The sequence below is a fragment of the Serratia sp. PL7 genome (assembly GCF_945957435.1).
Map to the genome: position 1 here is coordinate 594,464 of NZ_CAMFLB010000001.1, position 24,094 is coordinate 618,557.

The 24,094-nt window shown below is 60.8% G+C and carries 19 protein-coding genes; 3 read left to right on the forward strand and 16 right to left on the reverse strand.

The features are described 5' to 3' along the window. Positions 1–105: 105 nt before the first annotated feature. Entirely contained in the window at positions 106–840 is a 735-nt protein-coding gene (locus N6G83_RS02800) for a thioesterase II family protein (RefSeq protein ID WP_075201387.1), read from the forward strand. A 50-nt stretch (positions 841–890) separates the two neighbouring features. On the opposite strand, the gene N6G83_RS02805 is transcribed toward N6G83_RS02800, so the two are convergent. The 4 genes from N6G83_RS02805 to N6G83_RS02820 form a co-directional block, all read right to left on the reverse strand. Continuing rightward, a complete protein-coding gene (locus N6G83_RS02805) occupies positions 891–1,307 on the reverse strand; it encodes an RbsD/FucU family protein (protein WP_197770712.1) in 417 nt (138 codons plus the stop codon). Positions 1,308–1,355: 48 nt separating this feature from the next. Continuing rightward, positions 1,356–2,120, reverse strand: coding sequence for an SDR family NAD(P)-dependent oxidoreductase (locus tag N6G83_RS02810; protein WP_043138736.1), 765 nt, complete (start codon positions 2,118–2,120; stop codon positions 1,356–1,358). Between the two features lie 21 nt (positions 2,121–2,141). Then, positions 2,142–3,377 (reverse strand): MFS transporter, encoded by a 1,236-nt coding sequence (locus N6G83_RS02815; RefSeq protein ID WP_016927236.1) that lies wholly within the window; start codon positions 3,375–3,377, stop codon positions 2,142–2,144. A gap of 270 nt (positions 3,378–3,647) precedes the next feature. After that, a complete protein-coding gene (locus N6G83_RS02820; RefSeq protein ID WP_025303312.1) occupies positions 3,648–4,682 on the reverse strand; it encodes a LacI family DNA-binding transcriptional regulator in 1,035 nt (344 codons plus the stop codon). 297 nt (positions 4,683–4,979) lie between these two features. Here N6G83_RS02820 and kynA point away from each other — a divergent pair, with 297 nt between their 5' ends. Together kynA and sbmC are read left to right on the forward strand one after the other, a co-directional pair. Continuing rightward, positions 4,980–5,822, forward strand: a complete 843-nt coding sequence (kynA, locus tag N6G83_RS02825) for a tryptophan 2,3-dioxygenase (protein ID WP_025303311.1) — start codon at positions 4,980–4,982, stop codon at positions 5,820–5,822. Positions 5,823–5,845: 23 nt separating this feature from the next. Next, positions 5,846–6,313 carry a DNA gyrase inhibitor SbmC gene (gene sbmC / locus N6G83_RS02830; protein WP_025303310.1) on the forward strand — a complete coding sequence of 156 codons (468 nt, stop codon included), beginning with the start codon at positions 5,846–5,848 and terminating at the stop codon, positions 6,311–6,313. Between the two features lie 147 nt (positions 6,314–6,460). On the opposite strand, the gene N6G83_RS02835 is transcribed toward sbmC, so the two are convergent. The 12 genes from N6G83_RS02835 to N6G83_RS02890 form a co-directional block, all read right to left on the reverse strand. Continuing rightward, positions 6,461–6,862 (reverse strand): hypothetical protein, encoded by a 402-nt coding sequence (locus tag N6G83_RS02835; RefSeq protein ID WP_197770711.1) that lies wholly within the window; start codon positions 6,860–6,862, stop codon positions 6,461–6,463. Positions 6,863–7,040: 178 nt separating this feature from the next. Beyond that, the gene (locus N6G83_RS02840; protein ID WP_071826121.1) at positions 7,041–7,529 is read right to left on the reverse strand and encodes a hypothetical protein; all 489 of its coding nucleotides are present in this window, start codon (positions 7,527–7,529) and stop codon (positions 7,041–7,043) included. Position 7,530: 1 nt separating this feature from the next. Further along, a complete protein-coding gene (locus N6G83_RS02845) occupies positions 7,531–11,952 on the reverse strand; it encodes an RHS repeat-associated core domain-containing protein (protein WP_260514630.1) in 4,422 nt (1,473 codons plus the stop codon). Between the two features lie 2 nt (positions 11,953–11,954). Beyond that, entirely contained in the window at positions 11,955–12,395 is a 441-nt protein-coding gene (locus N6G83_RS02850) for a DcrB-related protein (RefSeq protein ID WP_142590267.1), read from the reverse strand. Positions 12,396–12,449: 54 nt separating this feature from the next. After that, positions 12,450–14,378 carry a type VI secretion system Vgr family protein gene (locus N6G83_RS02855; RefSeq protein WP_260514631.1) on the reverse strand — a complete coding sequence of 643 codons (1,929 nt, stop codon included), beginning with the start codon at positions 14,376–14,378 and terminating at the stop codon, positions 12,450–12,452. Positions 14,379–14,520: 142 nt separating this feature from the next. After that, positions 14,521–15,966, reverse strand: a complete 1,446-nt coding sequence (locus N6G83_RS02860) for a serine/threonine-protein kinase (RefSeq protein ID WP_260514633.1) — start codon at positions 15,964–15,966, stop codon at positions 14,521–14,523. A gap of 49 nt (positions 15,967–16,015) precedes the next feature. After that, positions 16,016–18,670, reverse strand: coding sequence for a type VI secretion system ATPase TssH (gene tssH, locus N6G83_RS02865; protein WP_197827570.1), 2,655 nt, complete (start codon positions 18,668–18,670; stop codon positions 16,016–16,018). 56 nt (positions 18,671–18,726) lie between these two features. After that, on the reverse strand, positions 18,727–19,797 hold the full coding sequence (tssG, locus tag N6G83_RS02870; RefSeq protein ID WP_049206010.1) for a type VI secretion system baseplate subunit TssG: 1,071 nt from the start codon (positions 19,795–19,797) through the stop codon (positions 18,727–18,729). After that, a complete protein-coding gene (tssF, locus tag N6G83_RS02875) occupies positions 19,794–21,680 on the reverse strand; it encodes a type VI secretion system baseplate subunit TssF (RefSeq protein WP_238969487.1) in 1,887 nt (628 codons plus the stop codon). Before tssF ends, tssG begins: the two co-directional genes overlap by 4 nt. Positions 21,681–21,684: 4 nt before the next feature. Then, the gene (locus N6G83_RS02880) at positions 21,685–22,260 is read right to left on the reverse strand and encodes a type VI secretion system baseplate subunit TssE (protein ID WP_043138711.1); all 576 of its coding nucleotides are present in this window, start codon (positions 22,258–22,260) and stop codon (positions 21,685–21,687) included. A 2-nt stretch (positions 22,261–22,262) separates the two neighbouring features. Beyond that, positions 22,263–23,084 (reverse strand): type VI secretion system accessory protein TagJ, encoded by an 822-nt coding sequence (locus tag N6G83_RS02885; protein WP_043138708.1) that lies wholly within the window; start codon positions 23,082–23,084, stop codon positions 22,263–22,265. A 15-nt stretch (positions 23,085–23,099) separates the two neighbouring features. Continuing rightward, positions 23,100–24,086: a type VI secretion system-associated protein gene (locus tag N6G83_RS02890; protein ID WP_260514641.1), complete on the reverse strand. Its 987-nt coding sequence runs from the start codon at positions 24,084–24,086 to the stop codon at positions 23,100–23,102. Between the last annotated feature and the right edge of the window lie 8 nt (positions 24,087–24,094).

A 24,094-nucleotide genomic window follows, 5' to 3' on the forward strand; every position in this document is an offset into this window, starting at 1 on the left:
ATAAACTATCCCGCTGATCCCGCTACGGTATTGATTTTGATTACGCCGCTCCCGTTCTCCGCGGTGGCGGATAGCGTCATATTCTTGCAAAGCAGAGGAAGCCGTATGTGGTTTGAGCAAATAAAAAGGGGTACCGGTGGGGATGATGAGCATATTTTATTTTGTTTCCCTTATGCTGCCGGAAATGCCGAGGTATTCGTGCCATTCTCTCACTACGTCAATAGCAATACGTCCGTGTACGCCATGCAACTACCCGGCAATGGGCGCCGCTTTTCAGAGGCGTTGTGCAATGATGTCTACAAAATTTTGGATGAGGTGGAACGAGAAGCCACGAGCCTGATGTCGGGAAAACCGTACTCATTTCTTGGTCACAGCAATGGCGGATTATTCGCCTTTGAATTGGCGAGTCGTTTTATCGCTCAGGATAAACCGCCGGCGCGAATTTTTATCGCCGCAGAAGCACCGCCGCACATTACGGATTTTAAGCATGATCCGATGCATTCAGATGATGATGAAATGGCCGAAGTATTGCGTCGTTATGGCGGAACTCAACCTGATATTTTGGATGACGTTGATTTCAGAAGCTTATTTTTCCCTATTATACGCAACGAGCTGTCGATTAATTTTCATATGAAACGGGCGTTGAAGGAGAAGACAATCAATTATCCTTTGGTGTTGATTCACGGCAGCCGCGACAGCACTGTTTCCAAGACGGACATGGCGGCTTGGGCGCGCTATACAAGCGCGCATATCGGTCTGCACACCGTTTCGTCGGATCATTTCTTCATCAATCATCAGCCGAAAGAAGTGGCGGATATCGTGAATCAGCAGCTGGCGTAAAGCGCAGGTATGGCGGTTGGGGCACAACCGCCATTAACGCAATGGCGTCATCACACCACCGGCGCCACCGTCAGCAGCAGGTTGGCGAAGCGGCGCTGTTCGCCGGAGGCGATCACCAGCAACGTCCGATCCGATTTGACCGCGGCGTAAAACGCCTCGCGCGGCAGGTATTCGATCGGGCAATGTTCAGGCAGCAGCTGCCGGTATTCGGCTTCGATAGCGTTGGTGAAGTCCGGCGGGCAGGCCATCAGCGCCGCGCTTTCCACGTTGATGCAGGCCAGCAGTTTTTCCAGGATTGGCGGAGCGGCGAGCGTGCCGGGCGCCAGGTTCAGATAGACCACGGTGGCGTCTTTCGGCGCGTGGGTCACGCAGGCGTAGTTGCCGTCGGCGATCAGCACCTGGGTTTTATGCCCGCATTGCGCCAGCACGGCGAGCAGCGGCGGGTGGGTGATGGCGGATTTAATCATAAGGCGATACCTGAATAGGGGGCGGCAGCCGTGCCGCCCGCAGCTGAATTACATGCGGTAGATGCCGCCGTTGATATCAAGAGTGGCGCCGGAGATGAAGCCGTCGTATTCCGCTGCCAGAAAGGCGATGGCGCGCGCCACGTCGTCCGGCGTGCCTGCGCGGCCCAGCGGGATGGCGCGAACGGTTTCCTCCGCCGATTCTTGGGTGGTGTGGCGATTATGGAAGCGGGTGCCGAGGATCAGGCCGGGCGCCACCGCGTTTACCCGGATGCCGTGCTCGCCCAGCTCCGCCGCCAGCGAGCGCGTCCAGGTGAGCACCGCGCCCTTGGTGGCGGAATAGACCAGCGAGCCGGAGTGGCCGCCGGCGCGGCCGGCCTGCGAGGCCAGGTTGACGATGCTGGCGCCGTTTGCCGCCGCCTTCAGGAACGGTAGCGCGCTCTGCGTCACGTTCAGCATGGTGGTCATGTTCACGTCGATCACGGTTTGCCAGAAGGCGCGGTCGATCTCGCCCAGCCATTTGCGCCCGACGATGCCGCCGACGTTATTGACCAGAATATCGATGCCGCCGAGAAACTCGGCGCCGGCCGCGACGCAGCGCAGCGTTTCGTCGGTATCGATGAGATCGGCGTAGCCGTAAGCGGCTTTTTGCCCCAGAGAATGGGCCAGCGCCACCAGCGCCTTGGGGCCGCTTTCGTCGCTGTGATAGTGAAAATAGATGTCGCAACCGGCCTTGATCAGCCGCTCCGCAGTGGCGCGGCCAATGCCCTGTTCCGCTCCGGTGATAAAGACCTTCTTGCCCGCAAGATCGCCCATGATTGACTCCTTATTGGTTCGTTAAGAATTGATGACGCCTTCACGCTGTTTGGCGCAGTAGAAAATGCAGATCAGCCCGGTGGCCAGCAGGCACGAGGCCAGGAAAAACAGCCCCGGCGCGCTGCTGCCGGTCAGATCGTTCAGCACGCCCACCGCATAGGGGGCGACAAAACCGCCGATATTGCCGATGCAGCTGACCACCGCCAGCCCGGCGGCCGCAGCCGCGCCGGTGGAGATATTGGCGGGCATGGATAAAAACGGCGGCACGGCGGTGTAGATACCGATGGCGGCGATGCACAGGAACGACAGCGCGACGAGCGGGTCGTATTTAAAAAACGTCACCGCCCCCATCAGGCCGATGGCGGCAACCACCATGCTGAGGCCGGCAAATACGCCGAGCTTTTTGGTTTTGCTGGCCCACAGGCTCCACGGATAGACCAGCAGCGCGGCCAGGCCGTAGGGAATGAGCGCCAGTAGGCTGACGCGGAAGATATCGCCGCCGGAGAGGGCGCTGATGATCGACGGCAGCCAGGTGCCGAAGCCATAAATGCCGCACACCATGCCGAAGTTGAGCAGCGCGTAGAGCAGGTATTTCTTGTTTTTAATCCCCTTCAGGAAGTCAGCCAGCGTGATTTTAGAGCCGGATTTGGAGCGGCCGGCGTTGCTCATCAGCCAGGCTTTTTCCTCCACGTTCAGATAGCCGACGTCTTTGGGGGAGTTCTTGATCAGGAACGGGATCAGCAGGCCGATGACGATCGGCGGCAACCCTTCGAGGATAAACAGCAGCTGCCAGGGGGCGAACCCGAACCAGTCATGCTGAATATTGAGAATAAAGCCGGAAATCGGCGAGCCGACCGCGTTGGACAGCGGCTGGACGATGATAAACATGCCGAGAATTTTGGTGCGGTATTTCTCCGGAAAGAAAACCGTGAAGTAATACACCACCGAGGGAAAGAAACCGGCTTCGCACACGCCCAACATAAAACGGCAAATATACAGCTCCAGCGGCGTGCGCACAAAACCGAGCAGGGTCGCGAAGATGCCCCAGGAAATTAATATTCTGGCGAACCAGATACGCGGGCCAAATTTAATGGTGCCGGCGTTGCTGGGTATTTCAAACAGGAAATAGCCGATAAAGAAAATCCCGGAGGCGAAGCCGAAAGCCGAGGCGGTCAATCCCAGATTATCTTCCAGCGCTTTGGCGGCGTAGGCCATATTGTTGCGGTCGAGAAAGGCCAGGAAATACAATAAGATCATGAGGGGGACGATATGCAGCGTCAATTTCCTGATGGCGCTGCGTTCAATATCCGTTGGCATTGTTTTTTTCATCATGGTTTTTCCCATGTGGTTAATCGGAATAATAGCGGCCCAGCCCAAAGTCATGAGCGGCGTGCTGAATAACGACGTTGCGTGCATAAAAGTGTCGCGCCGTTTATTTATTGCGACGATTCTATTTTTTCTGCTTTTAGCTGCGACGATCCGGACGATGCCGGCTGCGCATCGTCTGGGAAAGTCGTTTTTACCGTATTAACCGGCGGTTTTGACCGAGCGCCGGCTGATGACCGACGGCGGGAAGAGAAACTCGCCGGGCGGTTGCAAATCATTGTTGATACGGCCGATCAGGCGTTCGACCATCAGCTGCGCCATCTCCGCCAGCGGTGGGCCAATCGACGTCAACCCCGGTTCGGCCAGGCCGGCCAGCGCGATATTATCGATGCCAATCACCGAGATGTCTGCGGGCACCTGGATGCCGGCGGCGCGCAGGCCCACCATCAGCCCGATGCCCAGCGCATCGTTAATCGCCACGATGCCGTCCGGACGCGGTGCCAACGCGAGAACGCGCGGCGCCAGCGTCAGCCCCAATTCGAACATTTCCGTGTCGCCGTAGGCGCTGTTGGCTTTGCCTTCGATCACCCGTTGGCGTTCGCTCAGGCTGTGCCCCAGCGCGCTCAGAAAACCGTCGATCTTGTGGCTGCGCCCGACGGTCAGCGTCGCTTCGGTGGCGAACACGATGTGTCGGCAGCCGCGCTCGAGCAGGTGCTGCGCGGCCAGGCGCCCGGCGGCGATATTGTCCATCGACACGCTGTCGAACAGTCGGGTATCGGTGGCCATCGGCTCGGCGAACGGGCTGTCGTAGCTGACAATCTTCATGCCTCGCTCGGCGGCCCGAACAAAATGAGTCTGGCGAATGTCGCTCGCCGCTACGATGATGCCGCGCACGCCGTGCAGGAACATATCGTCGATAAACGCGGCTTCTTCCTGTTCCTGGCGGTAGGCGTTGCCGAGCAAAACGCGGTAACGGTGAACCCGCGCCGCGCCGTCGACCGCATGCGCCAGCGCCGAAAAGCTCGGGTTAACGATCGACGGCAGCAGCAGGCCGATGATCTTCGCCTGCGGCGCGGGCACCGCCGCTCGGGCCGGCCGGTATCCCAGGGTTTCCATCGCCCGTTCGATACGCTCACGGGTCTGCGCGCTCATCTGGTGGCTGCGATTGTTCAGCAGGTTCGACACGCTGCTGATGGACACGCCGGCCAACCGCGCCACATCACGAATATTTGCCATTTGCCGATACCTTGCTGCCTGCCGTTAGCCTGCAATCTATAAGGGAAGCCGGCCGCAGGCAAGCCGGAACCGGGGCGCTGCGCGCATGGGATTGCGCATTTGTGAGAATCGTCAGGCGGCAGCCGTGTTGTTTACTAAACAACACAGGGGGAGAGGGGCAATGTGTTAACGCAGATGAGTGAGATCTGCGAAGCACCTCTCGTTTATCGCCCTTCGGGGCGGCGGGTTCTGTACTATTGTTTTCTCTTTGCGGCACGTTCCAGGCCGATCGGGCGCTGGGCGCAACGGAGAGAACAGATGAACAAACGGGAATTAGAAAGCGCGATTGTCACCGATTTTTCCAAACGCATGAGCTATGGCGACTACCTGTGCCTGGACTCGCTGCTGGACTGCCAGCACCCACTCTCCAACCCGCCACATCATGACGAAATGCTGTTCGTGATACAGCACCAAACCTCCGAACTGTGGATGAAGCTGATGCTGCACGAGCTGCAGGCGGCGGTGCGGCTGGTGCAGCAGGACAAACTCAGCCACTGTTTCAAAATCCTCGCGCGCGTCAAACAGATCCAGCGGCTGCTGTTCGAACAGTGGGCGGTGCTGGAAACGCTGACGCCGTCGGAGTACGTCGAGTTTCGCGACGTGCTGGGCAGCTCATCGGGCTTCCAGTCGCACCAATACCGATCGATCGAGTTCCTGCTCGGCAACAAGAACGCCGCCATGCTGGCGGTGTTTAGCAGCGATGCGGAAAAGCACGCCGCGCTGAAGGCGATCCTCGAAGCGCCGAGCCTGTACGACGAATACTTGCTGTACCTGGCACGCCACGGCCTGCCGATCCCGCAGGAGTGCCTCGAGCGTGACTGGACGCAGCCCTACCAGCGCAATCCGGATCTGCTGCCGGCGTTCAAAGTGATCTACGACAACCCGCAGACCTACTGGGAAGCCTATGAAATGGCGGAGAAGCTGGTGGATATCGAGGAGAGTTTCCATCTGTGGCGTTTCCGCCATATGAAAACGGTGGAGCGGATCATTGGCTTTAAGTCAGGTACCGGCGGTTCCAGCGGCGTCAGCTTCCTGAAAAAGGCGTTGGATCTGACCTTTTTCCCCGAGCTGCTGGACGTGCGCACCGAAATCGGCGCCTGAAATAACGTGGGAGGATAAGGGCGATGAGCGTGAGGATTATCGATAAAGCGGCGGAGAAGGTGGTGGGAGTGAGAGTCGTGGGGCCGTATCCGCAGACCATCCCGCAGGGCTCGCAGCAACTGCTGGCATGGCGGAAACGCCACGGCGTGCCGTTTGGCAAATGGCTGGTGCTGTATTGGGACGATCCGGCGGAAGTGGCGCCGGAAAAGCTGCGTGCCGACGTAGTGATAAGCGTGGCGGACGATTTCGCGCTGCCGGCGGGCAGCGAGGGCGTGACCGTGCAGACGCTGCCCGCCGGGCAGTATGCGGTCTACCACGTGCGCATCAGCGATGGCGATTTCGAGCAGGTGTGGGGCGAGTTCTATCAGAAGCTGCTGCCGGCCAGCGGCTACCAGCCGGTTGAGGGGGTGAGCTATGAGCACTATCTCAACGACTGCGAGGCCGACGGCTATTTCGACCTCGAGATTTACCAGACGGTGAAGAAGTGGTGAGACGGCGCGGTAGCGTATCAAAAGGCTCTTTGGGAGCCTTTTGATGGGATATTTAAAGATTCATTTAAAAGAGGAACAGTCATAAGATAATTATTCCATGTCTATATCATAGAATGTATATTTAAGGTTTTTATAAACCTACTGTTTTCAGCAAGTGCCCCTAATAGAGCGCCAGTGAAAAATGAAACCCAGCAACTTTATCTTATATCTTGCTGGTTGTGATTCACCCGTCGCCGTGATTATTGTTATTCTGTTTTTGTGCATTTCCGACTCTACATTCTGAATGTAGATATCCAGATTTTCATTTTTATATGAAGGTATTGGGTCATATGGGTACTCTATGACTTTTATCCCGCTTATTTTTTCTGCGATCGCCTTCCTGATGTTTTCATCTATATCCCATATGGGTATCGCAGAGCTGTTATCATAAAGTACTTTTTCGTTAGAGTTAGGGATGGATACTTCTTTTTTAAATAAACGAAACTGCTCTTCGTTACCATCAAATAGTTGCCTGTTTGATGGGGTAATGACAATTTTCTCTTTGTTCATAATATTTAAATAGATCTAGTGAATAAATGATTCATGCCTTTATTGATTGTTAGTGTGCGAAGTGAAGATGTAGTTATTTGCGATATTCGAGGGGGGGGGGTGAAAAATCACACACACTCTGCATTATGGAATGAGTGTGTGAATTTTTATATAATAATGTGGATGAGTTTCCTCTTTTTTAATAAATTATGTTATTCCTTTTGCAATATTTTCGCCATTCATCCTCAGTATGAAATGCACTGCGATAGTTGCACACTATTGTTCCCGTTAAATTATGTGGGTCATAAGCAGCGTCAATATGCCCCCATGAACCACTAACTGGAAGTTGTATATGAGTTTTTTCATAAAACCATGTTCGAAGATTTTTGGTAATAGCACCTTCTACTTTTTTTTGTATTCCCATCATGAGTTTTTCAGGCGCAAAACGCCAACTGCAAAGCACTGCATCTGTAATGAAGGCCCCGGAGAAGTCGGCAATTATATATATATCGCCGGCTTTTTCTTTTTTTGTACTGATTATTGTTCTGTATGATGTAGTCCTACCATCTGACTTTTCTGGCCAACCCTCCCACAATCTGGAGCCTTTTATTAGCATTTCTCGGGTTGTCGCTGTACCTAGCGTTATTCCCGCGAGTTCTAGTGTTCCGTCATAAGTATCTAGTTGCATTTTACAATCCAATTTCAAAAGGCTTATCAATTGGCTCAAGGACAGTTTTATAGTTAGAAAGGAAAAATTGAGTTCCTCCGCCTTCGCCGAATCTCGTTGGGTCTTGAGATATCGCTTTACCTGTTCCTGCAATCGTTTCTCTTTTTACTCTATATGCTTGTATTTTAGATCTATAACCAAATTTTTCATGTGGAAGCACCTGCAAACTTTCCCATAGCTTGGCTCTACTGCCACCTGCAGCATCTAGCGTCGCCTTGTTGAAGTAAAAACCAGATTGCCCTGGAGCGCCGCCATAAACAATGTCACCTTCTTTCAACATGATATTTGACCAAGAGTCTCGTCCTTTGTAGATACCTCGACCTTGCCATTGTCGACCAAAAGCTGCCTGATTATGATCGTTGGCTTTGGTTGCTGCGCATCGTGGCTTCCATCCCCAAGGATCCACCCAACCCAGCGGATTCGGCGCGTATTGGTACAGGTTGATCCCGCCGGCCAAACCTATCGGATCGTGCTGGGTAAATCTGCCGATATCCGGATCGTAATAGCGGAACAAATTGTAGTGCAATCCCGTTTCCCGATCCAGGTATTGCCCCTGCAGGCGCAGGTTTTGGGAATAATCCAGATCTTGCTGATTTTCCTCATACTTTATGCGGCCCCAGGCGCTGCTGTGACTCTGCCAGCGCAGCGTTCCGTCGCTGTCGGTCAGGCTTTCCGGTTCGCCGTTCGGCGCCGTGTGGAAGTAAAATACTTGGGCCGGCGTGTGGCCGTCGATGCGCGCCAAAGGTTCATAGCTGCCCTGATCGGCATAGACATAGGTGAGGGGCATGCCGTCGCGAGTTTCCTGCAGCAGCCGGAAACCTTCCCACAAAAACGTGGTGGTTTGGCATTTGCCGGCCGGTTGGCGCAGATCCTGACTTTGCTGCCACACCCGCTTTTGCGTGCGCCGCCCGAGCGGATCATAGTGGAACTGCACATGCTGCTGGGCTTCGCTGCGATGTTGGCTGTAGCGCACCACCTCGCAGAGGCGATGATCGGCGTCGTAGAGATATTGCCAACGGTAGTGGCCTTTGCGTTTTTCCACCGTGCGGCCAAAGACATCGTATCGGTAATCAATTCCCTGATAATGCAGTACGCGGTTGTGCCGCTGGCGGAATTGCCCCTCATCCAGCAGGTTGGATGCCGGATCGTACCGGTAGCGCTCGGTATCCGGCAGCGTGCCGTCCCGGCTCAGCAATCGACCGGTGGCATCGTACTGATAACGCTGGTAGGAGAACGGGTTGGCGTTGTGTTCTTCGCGCGTCAGGTTGTTTTGATAGTCGTAGGACCACTGGCGCGAGCTGCTGGCCGGCGCCGGGCGCTGGCGGTTGTCATTGAAGATCTCCCGCCGGTCTTTGCGCCCCAGCCGATCATAATGCACTCGGCTGGTCAGGCGACCCTGCGTACGGCTCAGCTCGCGGTGCAGATTGTCACGCTCGAACTCGCTGAGGGTGATATCGTCCAGCGCCAGCTGCAGCAGGTGGCCGCTGCCGTAGTACAGCGCGCGCAGCGCGCGTCCGTCGGGCAAGGTGGTTTGCGTGCGGTTACCCATCGGATCGTAATCATAGCGCAGCGTACCGTTGGCACCTTGTTCACGGGTTACCCGCCCCAGCAAGTCATAGTCAAAACTGACCTCGCTCTGAGCCGTTGTCGGCTCGTCATGCCATGCGTTGCCGCGGTCACTGGCGGCATGCAGCAGTTGGCCGAGCGGACTGTAGCGGTAGCGGGTTTCTCCATCGGGCGTCTGTTTGCTCACCAGTTGGCCGGCGCCGTCATGGTTGAAATAGTGCGAGAAGGCGGCGGAGGTATTGGCGGCGAAGCGGCGCTCGACGACCCGGCGGCATTCGTCGTAACGATAGCGGGTGCTGACGCCGTCCAACCCGATTTCTTCCTGCAACAGATTGCAGGCCGTCCAATGGAACAGGTAACTTTCGGCATTCTCGTTGCGCAGCGCCGTTAATCTGCCGCGGGCGTCGTAGTGGCGCACCACCTCGCCATCGAGCGGATTGCGCGTGGCCAGCAGGCGGCCGGCTGCGTCATAGCGATAATGCGTCAGGCGCCCATCGGCCCCCTGATAGCGATCCAGCTGGCCCTGCGCGTTCCAGCTCAGCGTCTCTTGCCAGCCCTCGGCGCGCTGCAGCTGTGTCAGGCGGCCGGCGGCATCGTAGCTGTAATGGACGCGTTCGCCGGCGGCGTCGGTCACCTCGCTGAGCCAGCCTTGAGCCGTATATTTGTAGAGGGTTTGTTTGCCGGAGCAATCGCGGGCGCGCAATAATTGCCCGTGCTCATCATAAGCGAAATGGCTGATGCCGCCGTTGGCGTCGACGGCTTGCACCACCTGGCCATAGCCATCGCGCAGGTAGCGCTGGGTATGGCCGAGCGCATCGATCTCGGCAATCAAGGCATGGCGCTCGTCGTAGTAGAAATGCTGTGTGGCGCCGTTGGGCTCCTTGACGCTGATCGGCAGTGCGCGCTGCGGTAGCCAACCGGTGAGGCGGATATGGCCGAGCGGATCCTCTTCCTCGACCAGATTACCGGCTTCATCGTAGCGGAAATGCCAGCCGTGGCCGAGCGGATCGCGCGTGGCGATCAGCATGTCTTCGTCATTCCATTGGTAATGCCAGACCTCACCACGCTCGTCGGTATATTCGACGATCAGCCGTTGGGCGTTCCAGCGGTGCTGGTGCCGCAAGCCGTCATTCTCGGTGACCGTCGTTAACCCGGCGGCCAAATCGTAGTCGATTGTACAGCCGCCGCCGGCGCTGTCGCGGTGTTCCACCACGCGCCAGTCGTCGAACATCGCCCAGTGATACTCGAAGCTGGGCCCACCGGCCTGTTGGTGGCGGGTCAGCAGGTGTTGGGCGTTATAGTGAAATTCGCGTGTGACCAGGCCGCCGGCGTCGATCACCTGATGCAGATCGCCGCCGTCGTCATAACGGTAGCGCACGCGTGGTTCGTCGTTATGCCGCAAGGCGGTGACGCGATCGTCGAAGCGCGGATCGCCGTATTCCAGCCGCAATGTCATGGTGCCGGCGCTGTCGACGATGTGGCTCAGGCGCTGTCGTTCGTCGTAGTTCAGCAGCAGCGCATTATCGTACTCATCGCTCAACGACACCAGCCTCAGGCGGGAAGGGGTCTGCGGCAGCGGCACGAACAGCCGCCAGACGCTGCCGTCGGTGTCGGCGATCAGCAGCTGTCCCTCTTCACCGCGGCGGAACATCAGCCCTTCACCGGCGCTGAAGCTCGGCTGGTTCACCTCAGGCAGCGGGAAGCGTAGCTCACGACCGGTTTCATCATGCAGGCAACACTCAATGACGCCGTCCCGGTCGTTAAGATCGACCCAAATTTCAAAAGGCGTGCGCCAGCCGTGGCCAAACAGTCCCTGATAGCCATTGCGGCTGTTGTAATTGCGCTGCCAGATCAGCGGAAAGCGCGCCGGCAGCAACAGGTCCAGATCTTCTTCGTCGTTCAATACCTTGGCGCCGGTGGCGGCATGCACCGGGTTAAAGGCGGCGTGGATCGCTTCGCCGAGGGCGTTAACGCCCGCCGCCGCCAGACCGCCGCCGATCATGCAAGGCAGGTTCTTAACCAGCTTGGCCGGATTACCGAGCAGCAGCGGCAGCACGGTCAGCGCCAAACCGATACCCGGCAGCTTGCCGCTCTTGATGTCGCGTACCACCACCGTGCCGCCGCCGATCTGCACATTTTTGGAGACGTCGGTCGAGACTTTCGCCTCGCAGGTTGAACGGTCATTGCTGCGTACGGCCGGTTGGCCGTTGATAAATACTTTACTGGAGCCTTCCGCCAGGTATTGCGGAAGCGGGTGTTTGTCGCAGCTGATTTTATCTTCTTCCAGCGGTTGGCTGGGCTGGCTGGGGCCGGCGACGCCGGGCTGCCATAGCTGCGAGAGGATATTACCGCCGGCGGCCAGCAGCTCGGCGCCATAATCCCAGAAGCTTTGCGGCGGCTGTGGCGCCGGTAACGCTTTGATCTCTGCGGGCGTGAGTAAACGACCTGCGGCGCGTGCCGCCGGTTTGGCGTTGGTGAAGACGTTGGGGGAGCCCGTGAGAATGACGCCGGAGACGGAAGGCGGGAAGAGCCAGTTGGCCACGGCGTCGCAGCCGTTGCTGATATGTTCTCCGACGCCGGTCAGGCTGGTGGCAAAACCGACGATCAGCCCGGCGCCGACGCAGCCGGAGGCCGCCGTCGCCGCTGCGCCGAGCACCGCCACCCCTGCCAATGCCGGCGCTGCGGCGGCGGCTGCTGCGGACACGGCGGCGGTCGCCACCGCATACACCGCGACTTCGGCGACGGCGCTGGCGATGTCCGCCAACGCGCTGGTGTGGATCAGTTCATCATCCTTTCTTGCTGCCCAGATCTCAGCCATGGCTATTGTTCACTGTGTTCGGTCAAGACCAGCGACGCTTTCACCTGCTGCCAGTGAGCGTCATCCCCGGGGGTGAAGGGGCGCATGGCGGCATAGGTGACGATCAGTAACGTCTGGCTCTCGTCCGGCTGCACCGCCAACTGATGCTGATGATGGTGGTGTCCGGCGCGGATAAAGCGACTGGTGACTTCAATCGCCTTGAGATGGCCCTGCGGCCCGGCGCTGATGCGCCGGCGCGGCGACTGTTGCAAATCGCTGATCTGTGGCAGCAGTGCTTGCCACTGCTTCTCGAATTCGTCCTCCAGCGTGGCACCTTGCGGAATGATGCCGCGGGTGATGACCAGCGAGGCGCCGGTTTGCGGGTTTTTGAGAATATTGACCGTGCAGTCCTGCCAGGCGATGGCGGGGAGGGTGAAATGGCCTTCCTGGAAAAGGTAATCCATGGATGTCCTTGCAAGTAATCAGGGGAAAGGACGCGGCGCAGGGCCGCGTCGGCATCAGGATTTCGGGAACAGCTGATCGACGGCGCTCTGGATTGCCGCCTGATGGCCACCGCCCGGTGCGGCGGTGCGCGCGGCGCCGCCAGGCTGGTTGAGATCCAGCTGGCCGCCGGTATTGATCTCTCCGTCCTCTTTCACCGTGATATTGAAGCTGGTGCCGGTGATGTTGATTTGGCCGTTCGCCAGCAGCTCGATCACGCTTTCGCCGCACTCGAGCCGCAGCGATTCGCCGGAGCCGAGGGTAAAGGCGTTAACCACGGCGTCGCTGCGCGTTTTGCCGGTCAGCGCGGAGGATTCGCCTTTGACGCCGGTTGCCTGATTGAGCACCACCCGTTTGATCTGGTTACCGCCCACCAGATGCGTGTGGTCGTTAGCGATGGTGTGGCTTTCATCGTTTTTCACCTGGGTGTCCATGTTGCGCTCCGCCTGGATCCACACCTGTTCGGCGCCGGCCTTGTCTTCGAAACGCAGGGCGTTGGCGTTGTCGGCGGTGCCGTCCTTGGTGCGGCTCATAAAGCCCATCTGGGTGGCGGCGGCCGGCAGCGCCCACGGCGGCATGCTGGCTTCGTTATAGACGCGCCCGGTGACGATCGGTCGATCCGGATCGCCGTTGATAAAGTCCACCACCACTTCGTCGTTGACGCGTGGGATCTGCACGCCGCCATAGCCCTGGCCGGCCCAGGCGCTGGAGACGCGCACCCAGCAGGAGCTGCCGTCGTCTTTTGGCCCGAAGCGATCCCAGTGGAATTTCACCTTGATGCGGCCGTATTTGTCGGTCCAAATCGATTCGCCGGCCGGGCCGACCACCCGGGCGGTCTGCGGCCCGTGGGTTTTCGGCCAGGTGGCCTGCTGCGGCGGGTGCCAGGGCACGTCCGCCGGTAGCACGATGAAGTCGATACGGTGTTCGCTGCTCTGATCGTCGCCGCTGGCATAGCGGTTCTCTTTCAGATGGTAGTTGGCCTGCAGCGTCAGGTACTCGCGGTTGTCGTCGGCGTGCGGGGCGTTATACAGCGTAAAGGTGCTGCCGGGAGCAATGCCCAGCGCGGTGGCGGTACCGCGGATCTGCTGATGTTCGGCCTGCCAGGCCTCCTGGCGCACGCGGGCGTAGAACTCCCCCTGCTGATGCTCGGTGTAGCGGCCCGGCCAGTCGTAAACGTCGATCTGCCCCGGCGTCGGCGAGACCGGGTTTTGCCGTGCCTGGAACAGCCAGGCGTTCGGCTTGCGGAAATCGTAGTCGTCCAGGCTGTAGATACCCGGCGTGACGCGATCGGACAACGTCCACTGGCTGATGCCTTCCTCGCTGGTGCTGCCGCCGGACGGCGTCAGGTGGTAGGGGATCATCTCATAGCCGGGATAGGGCTGGTGGTGGTGGGGGGCGTCCCCGAGCACCAGCGTGTGTTTGCCCATCTCGTGTTTGAAATAGTAATAGATGCCCTCCAGCTCCATCAGGCGGCTGATGAAGTTGAAACTGCTTTCGTTGTACTGCACGCAGTAGCCCCACAGGCGATAGTCACCGGTCAGCTGATCTTCCAGCTGCACGTTGTGCTCCGCCAGCAGGGTCTTGACGATCTGCGGCACCGTCTGTTCCTGGAAGATGCGGAAGTTACGGTCCTTGGTCATCGGCCAGAGATCCGGCTGCACGTGCAGGTTATACAACGCGTAGCGCGTGCCGCCGATCTCTTCGCTGCTGACGGCGATGGCGGTGATCTTGCCGTTCAGGTAGCGCGGGGCGCTGAGGAAGCCCTGGGTTGGGATCTCCAGCGTCAGCGGTTGGCCGAGCAGCGCTTTGCGATCGAGCCGCGCGTCGGTGCTCAGCAATTCAAGAGAGAAGTCAAAAGGGGTGGAAAGCGCTTCGATACCGTCCAGTGAGCGGAACAACAGTTGCTCCTGGCCCAGCGGCGTGTGCGCAATAATGCGGTCCAACATGAGAACGTCCTCTGTGATTGACGTCATGCCCTGCATACTCCGGCTTTGCAGCGGCCTTGCCGCGCGGCCAATGAGGATGGGCAGTGGTGCGTCAGTCTCATGAAATAGGGAAACCCCGCCGAGGCGGAGTTTCAGAACGGGATTAACCGGCGGTGGCCGGATTGACCAGCCAGGTGCCGGCGGTGTCGATGCTGAGTTGCTGCCGGCGGAGTCGATCGTCGTGGCGGATTTCCAGCTGATAGCGGCCTGGCGCCAGGTTCAGGCTGGCGAAGCCGTTTGCGCCCGGCGTCACCTGCTGCGGCTTGCCGTCGAGGCTGACCTGTTCGCCCGGTTGCAGTTTGAAGTACACCAACGCCACCGGCTGCGGTGGCGGTGCCACCTTTTCAGGTTCCGCGGCTGCAGGCTGCGCGGTTTGCGGCGCGCTCGGCTGCTCCGTCAGGGTTTTCTGCGCCGGCGACGCCTCAGTGTTTTGGGTCACGGCCTGGGTATCGTCCTCGCCGCCGCTCAGCCTGGCGACGGCACCGATCACCAGCAGCGCCGCGACGCCGGCGCCGGCCATCATCGGGCGCGAGAATTGGGTGCTGCGCGCGGTAACGGCGCCGGCGGCGGCTGCAGCGGCAGCCGGGTTGGCGGCGACCAGCAGGTTCTCCGGCGCAGCCGCCGGGGTGCTGATGATTTCGTTCTCATCGGCGATTGGCAGATGCAGCAGCTCGGCCATTTCATCGATGGTCTGCGGGCGGTCTTCCGGCTTCAGCGCCAGCGCGCGATCGACGGTGCGCAGCAGCTCCGGCGAGTAACCGGCGGGGCGGCGCTCGGCCAGCGGCTGGTAGCTGTCTTCGATGCTGCGCACCACGCTGACCGGCGGCGGCGAACCGACGATCAGCGTGTGCAGCACGGCGCCCAGCGCGTAGATATCGGTCCAGGGCCCCTGTTCGCCGTCGCTGTTCTCGGTGTACTGCTCGATCGGCGCGAAGCCCGGTTTGAGCATGATCTCCGTTTCGTCTGACAGGTTGCCGATCTCTTTACGTGCCGATCCGAAGTCCAGCAGCACCGGCAGCTGGCTTTCCTGGATCTGGATGTTATCCAGCGAAATGTCGCGGTGCAGATAGCCTTCCTGGTGGATGGTGTTGATGGCGCTGAACAGCGGCGGCAGCAGCCGCCGGATCCACGCCTCGTCGATTTTCTCCGGTTGCTGCGCCTGCAGGTTCTTCAGCGTGGTGCCGCTGTAAAACTGGGTGCCCATGTAGGCGGTGCCGTTCTCTTCCCAGAAGCGCAACACGTGCAGCAGACCGGGGTGCGAGAAGCGCGCCAGCAGACGCGCCTCCTGAATAAAGCTGTTCAGCCCGGCCTGGAAGGTTTTGCTGAAGCGTTCACCGCGCAGCCCGATGCTGAGATCGTCGTTGCGTTTCGCCAGCGAGGTTGGCATGTACTCCTTGATGGCGATGGTGCGTTCCAGTTGGTGATCGTAGGCGCGGTAGACGATGCCGAAGCCGCCTTCGCCGATCGCTTCCTGGATCTCGAATTCATTGAATCGATAGCCGCTCGGCAGGCTGTTCGAATTCGGTTTGGTTATCCCGGTTCCCGACATAGTGATGACTCTCTGTGTTCAAAGGGCCGCCGTCTCGGCGGCCGCGGCGTTATGCCTGAAATTGACAAATGAATTCGTGGTTCTGCAGCGCGATATGCAGCTGGCGATAGCGCTGGTCGTTGGCGCTGCCGGTCAGCAGGGTGTGGCTGATCTGTGGCAGCAGGGTGTTGGTCAGGATGGCGTCGACCATGCGGCCGCCGGACTCCACCTCGGTGCAGCGGCTGACGATCTGCTCGATGACCGCGTCGTCGAAGGTGCAGACGATGTCGTGATTCTCCGCCAGGCGACGCTGGATGCGGCCCAGCTGCAGGCGCACGATGTTGCCCAGCGTGGCGTCGGTCAGCGGGTAATACGGCACCACCAGCAGGCGGCCGAGCAAGGCGGCCGGGAACACCGACAGCAGCGGTTGGCGCAGCGCGCCGCTCAGCGCTTCCGGCTCCGGCAGCAGCTCCGGATCGCTGCACAGCCCGGCGATCAGATCGGTGCCGACGTTGGAGGTCAGGATGATAATGGTGTTGCGGAAATCGATATGGCGGCCTTCGCCGTCCTCCATCCAGCCCTTGTCGAACACCTGGAAGAAGATCTCATGCACGTCCGGGTGCGCCTTCTCGATTTCGTCCAACAGCACCACGCTGTAAGGGCGGCGGCGCACCGCCTCGGTCAGCACGCCGCCTTCGCCGTAGCCGACATAGCCGGGGGGCGCGCCTTTGAGCGTCGAAACGGTGTGCGACTCCTGGAATTCGCTCATGTTGATGGTGATGACGTTCTGCTCGCCGCCGTACAGGGTTTCCGCCAGCGCCAGCGCGGTTTCGGTCTTGCCGACGCCGGACGGCCCGGCCAGCAGGAACACCCCGACCGGCTTGTTCGGATCGTCCAGCCGCGCCCGCGAAGTGCGCACCCGGCGGGCGATCAGATCCAGCGCATGGCGTTGGCCGATCACACGCTGGTTCAGGGTGTCGGAGAGCTGCAGCACCGCCTCAATCTCGTTTTTCACCATGCGGCCCAGCGGGATGCCGGTCCAGTCGGCCACTACCGCCGCCACGATGTTGGCGTCGACGGCGGCGAAGATCAGCGGCGCTTCGCCCTGCAGCGCGCTCAGCTGCTGCTGAAGTTCGCCCAGCTGGGCGCGCAGCGCGTCGGCGTCAGGGGCCGCCTCTGTTTCTTCGCCGGTAGGCTCCGCTTCCTGCTGGTGCAACTGGGCGCGTAGCGTGATGATCTCTTGGATCAGCGCCAGCTCCTGCTGCCAGCGGTCGGTCAGCTGTTCCAGCGCCTGGCGCAGCGCGGTCAGCTGGGTTTCAATTTCCTGCGGGCGCAGGGGATCGCCAATGCCGACTTTGGCCTCGCGGCGGGCGATATCCAACTCTATCTGCAGCGCATCGATGCGGTGGCGGCAGTCTTCGACCTGGGCAGGCTCGGCGTGTTGGCTGACCGCCACGCGCGCGCAGGCGGTATCCAACAGCGCCACCGCTTTGTCCGGCAGCTGGCGGGCAGGAATATAGCGATGCGACAGCCGCACCGCGGCGTCCACCGCTTCATCCAGCAGCAGCACGCGGTGGTGTTGTTCCAGCGGGCTGACGGTGCTGCGCAGCATCAGCAGCGCTTTGTCTTCGCTCGGCTCCTGTACCTGGACCACCTGGAAACGTCGGGTGAGCGCCGGGTCTTTCTCGATGTATTTCTTGTATTCCGACCAGGTGGTGGCGCCGATAGTGCGCAGCTGGCCGCGCGCCAGCGCCGGTTTCAGCAGGTTGGCGGCGTCGCCGGTGCCCTGGGCGCCGCCGGCGCCGATCAGGGTGTGAATTTCGTCGATAAACAGAATGATCGGCGTCGGGCTGGACTGCACTTCGTCGATCACCGCCTGCAGCCGTTTTTCAAACTCGCCTTTGACGCCGGCGCCGGCCTGCAGCATGCCAATGTCCAACAGGCACAGTTTCACGTCGCGCAGCTGCGGCGGCACGTCACCGGCCACGATGCGCAATGCCAGGCCTTCCACCACCGCGGTTTTTCCGACGCCGGCCTCGCCGGTCAGCAGCGGGTTATTCTGGCGGCGGCGCATCAGGATATCGATGATTTGCCTGATTTCCTCATCGCGGCCGGCCACCGGGTCGATCTCGCCGTTGCGCGCTTTGGCGGTCAGATCCTGGGCATACTGCGCCAGCACGCTTTCACCGCTGCGCGGTGCGCCGGATACGTTATCGGCGGCGCTTTCCGCCGGCGCATCCAGGATATTTTCCGCCGAGTGGGCAGTGATGGCGGCGAACTGCTCCATCAACAGATCGGCGTTGATGCGCTCGAACTGCGGGGAAATGGCCTTCAGCAGATGGCGCAGGCTGTAGGTTTTCAGGATACCGAGCAGCAGGTGGCCGCCGCGGATGCGCGCCGCGCCGAATTTCAATGAGCCATAGACCCAGGCGCGTTCTACCGCGCTGTCGATGTGCTCGGACAGATCGGAGATGGCGCTGGCGCCGCGCGGCAGGCGATCGAGCGCCTCGACGATGTCGCGCGCCAGTTGCGCCTCGTCCAGCGCGAAGTGGCGAACGATTTGCTGCAGATCGCCGTCCGGCGATTGCATCAGCTGATGCAGCCAGTGCGCCAGTTCGACGTAGGGGTTACCGCGCAGCTTGCAAAACGCCGTCGCACTTTCCAGAGAGGTGAATAACAGGCTATCCAGTTTGCCAAATAATACCGAGCGGCTGATTTCAGACATGGTTTTCCTCAGGTCTCAGAGTGGCCTGGCGCCGCAGGGCGCCGGCCGAAATAGGGTCAGAACGGGTTTTCCAGCGGTTCAGGGCTGAAGATCAGATCGTCGAGATCGCGCTGTCGCCGATGGTCGGCCAGCCAACTGCTCAGGCCCAACCGCTGCGCGCCGCCGAGCTGGATGCCGTGCGCCTGTTCCTTCGCCAGGATCAGGCGCACTTCCCAGACGAACTCGATGCCCAGGTATTGGCGCACCCAGTCGCGCAGTTGCCGGCACAGATCGGCGCCGGGCAGAAAGCGGTCATAGTCCCGCTGCGGCATCGGCCCCAGCTCGATGCGGAACTTGTGCTGGATATCCCGCACCGCGATGCCGAGAAAAGCCGACTCGCCGAGCCGTGGCGCGCCGCGTCCGGCCTTGAGCCGCGCCTGCTCGCGCGGTTCTACCCGCAGCCAGTGCGGCACGTTCTCGACGATGCGCACCGGCACCTTGAAATACTGCTGCAAAATCTTGCTCAGGCCTTCCGGATCGCGGCTGTGGCGAATCAGATGACCGGCCATAAAATGTTTAGCGTGGGCGTTGATGCTGTCGCGTTCCTGCTGCGCCGGCTGGCCGAGGCCGATCAGGCTCGACAGGTACTCGTCGAAGCGCCGGTTGTCCGGGCGATCCAGCGATACCGTCGGTTGCGCGTCGGCCCAGGCGCGGTAAAACAGCAGCGTCAGCCGGTGATGGAACAGATTGGTGAACGCCAGCAGGGTGGTGTCCTGATGGTGATACACCCGTTCGCGCACGTATTCGGTCAGGTGCAGCGGCAGCGGCCCGTTGGGGCCGAACAGACCGAAGCTGAAGATCGAAACGTCGTGCAGCGGGCTGTTGGCGCGCGGCGTCACCTGCGCCAGCGTGGAGGGTGCGAACGACAGCGAAGGTTCCTGCCCCAGGCGCAGCATCTCGTGGCGCGGCAGCGGCGCGCGTCCCAGCAGGTAGGGCTGGCCGCCCTGGGCGTCGATGCGGCGCAGCAGCTGAAACAGATCGTGCTTGTAAGGCGCGCTGCGCAGCCGCGGCCAAAAGTCGTCCGGCAGGCGATACAGCGCGTTGATCTGCGGCGGCGCCAGTTCGGTGGCGATCATCTCCGCGTTCATATCAGCGTCCTTTTGCCCATGCGCGCCTGCCAGTGGGCGATTTCGCCGCGTTGCTGGCTGGAGAGCGTCATCTCGGTGAAGGTGTTCATCGCCACCAGGCGCGAGAACAGGCGCTCCAGCACGCTGCCGAGCAGGTAAGGGCTGTTGCCCGAGAACGCCTGCTCATCGACCGTCAGATCGATGGCGATGCCGCGCGCGAACACGATGGGGCCGGGTTCAGGCACTCGCCGATAGACCGGCCGCAGGTTACAGTGGCGCACGCCCTGAATTTGTTTGGCGATCGCCGGTTCGCTCAGGTTGCCGTACAGCCCCAGCAGCTGGCGCAGGCTGGCGGCACCCTGTTCCGGATCGCCGTCCATCATGCTGAGGTAGTTCAGCTGCAGCTGGCTGATCAGCCGCCAGGTGATCATCCCTTCGGCCAGCGCCGGGCGCGGCGGGGTGGGGCCTTTGCGCAGCGAGACCTGCTTGATCGGGATCGAGTCGGGCATCACGAAGTTGCCCTGATCCTGCTGCAGCAACATCAACGGCAGGTCGCGGCTGGTGCACAACACGTCGGCGGTGAGGTATTTCAGATCGCTGTGCCACGGCGATTGCCGTTCGTCCACCAGCGATACGAACACTTCCGAACCGGCATAGCCGGTGCGGGTGCCATAGCGGCGGGCGTGCTCCGAGAGCGTGCGCTGTTCGCGCCGCAGCGAGAAGTAGGCGCCATAGTTGCCGTCGTCCGCGCTCAGGGTGCTGTAAAACGGCCGAAACTCTTGCTCGTAGCGTTTTTCGCTGGCGCTGCCGCCGAGCCGCTGCACCGAGAACACTTCGTAATCCAGCGGCCGGATATTGTCGACCACCAGATGGTATTCGTGGTTTTTTTCGTTGATCGCGATGCGTTCGGCGATCTTCGGAAACAGGTTGATCACCGGCGTGCAGTGCAGCGCCAAATGGGCAACGTCGACCACCCGTTCTAGCGCGGCGTCGTGCCGATCCAGCAGCACCACGATCTCGAACTGGCGCAGCGCTTTTTTCCCTTCGCGCACGCTCTGCAGCAGCGGACGCAGGCCGTTGACGCTGAAAAACTGGAAGCGCGCCGGGAAGGCGAAATACTCCTGCAGCAGCCGGTAGCCTTCAAAGTTGCGCAGGTCGTTGGGCAGCAGCGCCTGCTCGGCGGCGAAGCCCTCCTGCCGCAGCCCGTCCAGCGCCAGCGCCCGCCGCTGCGGCTGCGGTTCCACCGTTTGGCAGACAAGCCCGACGCTGTGCTGCATCAGCAACTCCAGCAGCTGCTGCGCCTGCATGTCCGGCCCGGCCAGGTAAAACATCAGCTGATCCAGCCGCAGGTTGTTGAGCGTTACGCTTTCGTAGCACTCAAGACGAATGCGCAGCGCGCTGACGCAGCCGCTGTGCTGCAGCCCCAGCGAGGCCAGCGGGATATCGGCCGGAATGCCCCCCAGCTCGACGCCGGCGATGCGCACCGGCTGTAGCGTGACGTCATGCGCCGTGGTGTAACTGCAGGTAATGCCGCTTTTCTTCAGCGTCTGGCTGTCCATCATGGTGCCGCGCGGCACCACGAAGCCGTTGCTGATGTCGCCTTTACTGCTGTCCGGCTGCAGCTCGGCGATCGCCATCGACGGCGTCGGCGACAGGTAGTTGGGGTAGATGATCTCCAGCAAGCGCTGAGAAAAGCGCGGGAACTCGGCGTCCATTTTTAGCTGCACGCGGGAGGTGAGGAAGGCGAAGCCCTCCATCAGACGCTCGATATAAGGGTCCGCCACGTCGATGCCGCGCATGCCGAGACGGCCCGCGACCTTCGGGTACTGTTCGGCGAACTCGGCGCCCATCTCACGCAGATAGGCCAGCTCGCGGTTGTAATAATCTAAAAGTTTACTGTCCATCGCCTTACCCTATGTCTTTCAGATCGAAGTGGCCGTTTTCCAGATCCACGTCGGTACGGAACAGAAACTCCAGCGGATAGGGCACGCACCACAGGCGGCCCTTGATTTCGATCGACAGCACGTTGTGCAGTTCCAGCGAGCCGGTGTCCGAGATGCAGCGCACCTGCAGCCCTTCGGGCAGAATGCGCGGTTCGAAATGGAGGATGGAATCGGTCAGCGCGCGCTGAATGTCGAGCCATTCGATGTCCGACATGCGCTTGCCCGCCAGCGAGGCGATGCCGTAATTCAGCGTGGAGCGCCGCACCTGCGGAAAATCGCCGAGATCCAGATTGGATTCGCTGTTGACGCAGTTGAACAGCCACTGCAAATCGCGCAGCACCCGACGGCGCAACTCGCTGTGCGACACCAGGTTGCGCACCTGCGCCTCCTGTTTTTTCTGCGGTTCGTCGTCGGTCAGCATGTCGAGCAGCACCGGCTGCATTTTGTCGCGTGAAGTCAGGCGCTCGCTGTCCTGACGATTGCGATAGCCCTGGCGGCGCAGATCGCCGCCGTCGTAGTGGGGTGGGCGTTTATCGTTCATGTTCAGGCGCTCGCGTCGAAGCTCAGCTGCCGCAGGCTGTGCAGCGGGAATTCGTCGCTTTCGCTGAGCCAGGTCTTCAGGCCTAGCCCCGCATAGTGGGTGCCGTCGCCCAGCGGTTGCCATTCGGTGCGTTTGCCCAGCAGCAGCGCGTCGTCGCTGCCTTCGGCCAGCGGGTAACGGGCGGGCAGTTGGCATACCTGTTCGCGGCCGTCGGTCAGACGCACCAGTGCATGGCTCCACACCAGATCGATGGCGCTCTGCGGCGCCTGGAACTGGATCGCGGCGATATCGGCGAACGGCAGCCAGTAGTAAACGCCGTTCAGCGCCAGCTCGCATACCGGCCCGAGGCGGCCGTCACCGTCGGTCAGCCAGTCGAAACTCAGCTGCCGCTCTTGGTTCCCTTCAGCCAGCGTTAACTGCCCGGCGCCGGCCGGTGCGGCCTCCAGCGCTTCGTCGCGCAGCGTCTGGGCCTGTTCGGCCGCCCCTTGCGCATCCTGATGCAGCGCCTGCACCAGCAGTTGCAGCCAGGGCTGATCCTGCCGCAGCAGCGCCGGCGCGGCCGCGCCGGCAAACACCGCCTGGCGTTGCAGCTCGGCGTTGACCGACTGCATCAGCAGCAGCGTGGTCGGTTGAGCGATCGGTTTCAGCGCCTGCCAGGATTTCAGCTGCGCGTTGGCGCGCGTCCAGTTGCCGCTCAGGCACAGCAGTTGCACCAGCGCAGCGCGCAGGTCGGCATCCGCCGGTTTCGCCTTGATATCGTTTTCGACGGCGGTGATGGCCGCGGCGATCGACTGGCCTTGCAGCATGCTTGCTAATGATTTCACAGGCTTTCCTTATAATCAGTGAGTGGCGCCGTTAACCGACAGGTAGCTGCCGCTGGCAGGATCGACGCGGTTTGCGGCCAGCTTTTCCACCAGCTTGAAGGTCAGCGGGGCGGGGGCGCTTAGCAGCGGCTGCCAGGCGGTTTGCGCCTGCTGTACGCGCTGTTTGACCTTGTTCTCGTCGGCGGCATCGACGCGCGGCATTTCAACGATCGCTTCACCGTTGAACGCCCAGGCGTGCAGCTTCGGTTCGAAGCTCAGCAGCAGGAAGCTGCCCGGCGCCTGCGGGTTGCCGCCCAAAACCAGCCGTTGGGCGTTGGCGCTGACGACGGTCAGCGCGCGATCGCCGCCGTTCACCTTCGCCAGCGGGTAACCTTGCAGGAACCACAGCGTCGGCGAGAGGGTTTGGCCGCCCTGTTGCAGCGTGACCGCGCCGCTGCCCTGCAGCCAGCCGTCCTCGCCGCAGCGCAGCGCCTCACCAGCGGGAATGAATAGCGCGCCGCCGTTGGCTTCGTCACCCCAGAAGGTGCGGAAGTGGCAGCCCTGCGGCAGGCTGAAACGCTGAGGCGGCGCGGTGTCCGCCTGCGGAGAAGTCACGGCCACTGCAGCAGGGATAGCCGGCTGCGGCGGGGTTTCCGGCTGCTCGACGGCCTCCTGTTTGACCACCGGTTTCCAGCCGCGCACTTTGGCGGCTTCGCCGCTGGCCAGCTTCTCACCGCGCTTGTCGGTCAGCGTCCAGGGCAGGTGGCCGGCTTTCGGGCACTGCTTTTCCAACAGATTGCCGACGCGCGGCAGGAAGTCGTTCAGCACCGCCGGATCCTGGCTTTGCGCCGAGACGATGCGCAGCGGGATGCTCTTGCCGCACCAGCTTGCCGGATTGCTGTTTTTGACGTTATCGATAAACACTTCCAGCTTCTGGCTGGGGGAGTAAACCAGGCGATAGTTCATCGCCTGCGCGGTCGGCACCGCCATCAGGGCGACGAGCCCCGGCATCCAATATTTCATAGTGAACC